Here is a 2,533-nt window from a genome sequence, read left to right on the forward strand (position 1 = left end):
CGTCCCCACGGTGCGGCGCGCGGGTGGGTCGTCGTCATCCGCTCGGGCGACGGCCCACGTTCATCAGGTCCCGATCCCTTGGGGAGCGGGCGGGGAGGTGGGGATGCCGAGTGCCGGAAGTACGGCGCACTCGATGAAGCGTGTGAGGAAGGCGTCGTCGGCGTACCGCTCCTCCAGGAGCGGCCGGGCACGCATGATGCCGAGCACCTGGGCGGCCACGTAGTCCGCCGCGGGGTTGTCGGCCTCGATCTCGCCGCGCCGGACGGCGCGCTCGACCATCTCGTCGATCGCGGCGATGGCCGGCGCGATCAGCGTGGAGCGCAGCGCGCAGAGCAGGTCGGGATTCTGGAGTGCGGCGTGGCTGAGCGCGTGCATCAGTGCGGTGTCCTGGCCGGATGCCGTGTCCACCGTCCGCGCCGCCTCGTACAGGTCGCCGCTCAGGCTGCCGGTGTCGATGTCGGAGAGCAGGTTCCTGCGGGTGCCGTGCAGTGCGGCGACGACAAGCTCCGGCTTCGAACCCCACTGGCGGTAGAGCGTGGACTTCCCGCACCGGGTGCGTGAGGCGACGCCCTCCATCGTCAGCGAGTCGTAACCGCTCTCCCGCAGCAGGTCCAGCACGGCTGTGTAGAGCTCCCGCGCCCGCTCCGGTGTGATCTTCGACCGGCGTGACGCGGGTACTGACTCCTGTGCTGAACCGGGCGACGGCATCTGCTTCCCTCTTTGCGACTCTGCGGCTGGGGACCCTCGGGACACCAGTGTACCGATACGCACGTGTACCGATACGCCTCCGTATCGGTACACTGGCGTATCGATACGGCATGGAGCGGCCATGCCGGCGTCGTAACAGCGCACCGTCAGCAAAGGGGCACGGGTGATGCACACCCGCAGCGAGCCTGCGGAGCGGGAGCCGGACACCTCAGCCCGACCGCCCCTCGTCCGCGAGCTGCTTCTGATAGCCGGACTCTTCCTCGTCTACAAACTCGGCCGGCAGGCCGCGAACGGCCATGTGGAGGAGGCCTTCCGCAACGCCGGACACGTCTGGAGCTTCGAACGGGCCGTCGGCCTCCCCGGTGAGGGAGCCGTGCAGGGCGTTCTGCTGCACAGCCGTACGCTCGTCGAGGCGGCGAACACCTACTACGCCACCGTGCACTTCCCGGCCACGCTGGCGTTCCTGGTCTGGCTGTACTGGCGCCGCCCGCGCCACTACGTCTGGTCACGCCGTGTCCTGGCCGCGCTCACCGGCGCCGCGCTCGCCCTGCACCTGCTCTTCCCGCTCGCCCCGCCGCGGATGCTGAACTCGGCCGGCCTCGTAGACACCGGGCAGGTCTACGGCCCCACGGTGTACGGGGACACCCCCGCGACCGACTCGATGGCCAACCAGTTCGCGGCCATGCCCTCACTGCACGTCGGCTGGGCCCTGGCGGTCGCAGTCGGACTGATCGTCGCCACACGCTCCCGGTGGCGCCTGCTGTGGCTGCTGCACCCCCTGCTCACCCTGCTCGTCGTCGTGGGCACCGCCAACCACTACTGGCTCGACGCGATCGTGGTCTCCGCCCTGCTCGCCGTCGCCTTCGCCGCGATCAGGCTGCCGAGCACGCCGGTCCGTAACCACCTGCAGTGGGCGGCCATCCCCGCCCAGAACCACGCGTCCCCCGCGTACGCACGGTCCGGAGCGCAGCGATGAACGCCACGCTCACAGCCGTCGCCCTCTCCCTCGTCTCCGCAGGCGCCTACGCGGCCGCCGCGGTGGCGCAGGCCCGGCTCGCCGGCCGGACCGACCCCTCCGCCGGAGCGCTGCGCCTGATGGGCCGCGGCGCCTGGTGGTCGGCGGTCGGCCTGAACGCCGGCGGGGCACTGCTGCACGTCGCCGCGCTGAAGTACGGACCGCTCACCCTGGTCCAGCCGCTCGGCGCGCTCACGCTCGTCGCCGCCGTCCCGCTCGGGGCGCGTTCCGCGGGCCGCCGGGTCAGCCGCACGGAATGGCGCGGCACGCTCCTCACTCTCATCGGCCTCGCCGCGCTGCTCCTGGCCGCAGGCGGCGCCTCGCCGCACGACACGCTGAGCCTCCCCGAAGCCCTGGGTGTCGGCGCCGTCACCATGGCGTTCGTCGCCGCGCTCAGCCGCCCCGGAACCCGGCCCGGCCTCCGCCACGCAGCCGCCTCGGGCATCACGTCCGGGGTGGCCTCCGCCCTCACACAGACCCTCACGGTCGCCGCGACAGACCACTCGGGCCCGCTGCTGAGCTGGCGGCTGGTGACCGTCGCGGTGCTCGTCTCCTTCTTCGCACTGGGGGGCTTGATGCTCTCCCAGACCGCTTACCGGGGCGGCCTCGGTGCTCCGCTCGCCGTGGTCACCCTCGCCAACCCGGTCGCCGCAGCCGCGATCGGCCTGGTCCTACTCGGCGAACGCCTCCAGGGCGGGGTGATGGGACTGATCCCCGCGCTCATCGGGGCCGCGGCCGCTGTGCAGGGCGTGATCCTGCTCAGCCGCGCCCAGGCTCGAAGCACGGCGGGGGCGGTTCCCGCCCCCGCCG

The 2,533-nt window shown here is 72.3% G+C and carries 3 protein-coding genes; 2 read left to right on the forward strand and 1 reads right to left on the reverse strand.

The features are described from left to right. Positions 1–63: 63 nt before the first annotated feature. The gene (locus ACFWFI_RS42355) at positions 64–708 is read right to left on the reverse strand and encodes a TetR/AcrR family transcriptional regulator (protein ID WP_387401236.1); all 645 of its coding nucleotides are present in this window, start codon (positions 706–708) and stop codon (positions 64–66) included. A 166-nt stretch (positions 709–874) separates the two neighbouring features. Here ACFWFI_RS42355 and ACFWFI_RS42360 point away from each other — a divergent pair, with 166 nt between their 5' ends. Both ACFWFI_RS42360 and ACFWFI_RS42365 read left to right on the forward strand, forming a co-directional pair. Further along, complete coding sequence (locus ACFWFI_RS42360; RefSeq protein ID WP_387401239.1) at positions 875–1,684, forward strand: phosphatase PAP2 family protein; 810 nt, start codon at positions 875–877, stop codon at positions 1,682–1,684. After that, positions 1,681–2,533 (forward strand): DMT family transporter (locus ACFWFI_RS42365; protein WP_387401242.1); only part of this gene is annotated, 853 nt, incomplete at its 3' end. The genes ACFWFI_RS42360 and ACFWFI_RS42365, both read left to right, overlap by 4 nt.

Source organism: Streptomyces sp. NPDC060209 (genome assembly GCF_042728155.1).
Taxonomy (GTDB): domain Bacteria; phylum Actinomycetota; class Actinomycetes; order Streptomycetales; family Streptomycetaceae; genus Streptomyces.

Bases quoted from the DNA above. Each gene is read 5' to 3' on its own strand.
- ACFWFI_RS42360 (WP_387401239.1), top strand. From the start codon at position 875: ATGCACACCCGCAGCGAGCCTGCGGAGCGGGAGCCGGACACCTCAGCC.
- ACFWFI_RS42355 (WP_387401236.1), bottom strand. From the start codon at position 708: ATGCCGTCGCCCGGTTCAGCACAGGAGTCAGTACCCGCGTCACGCCGG.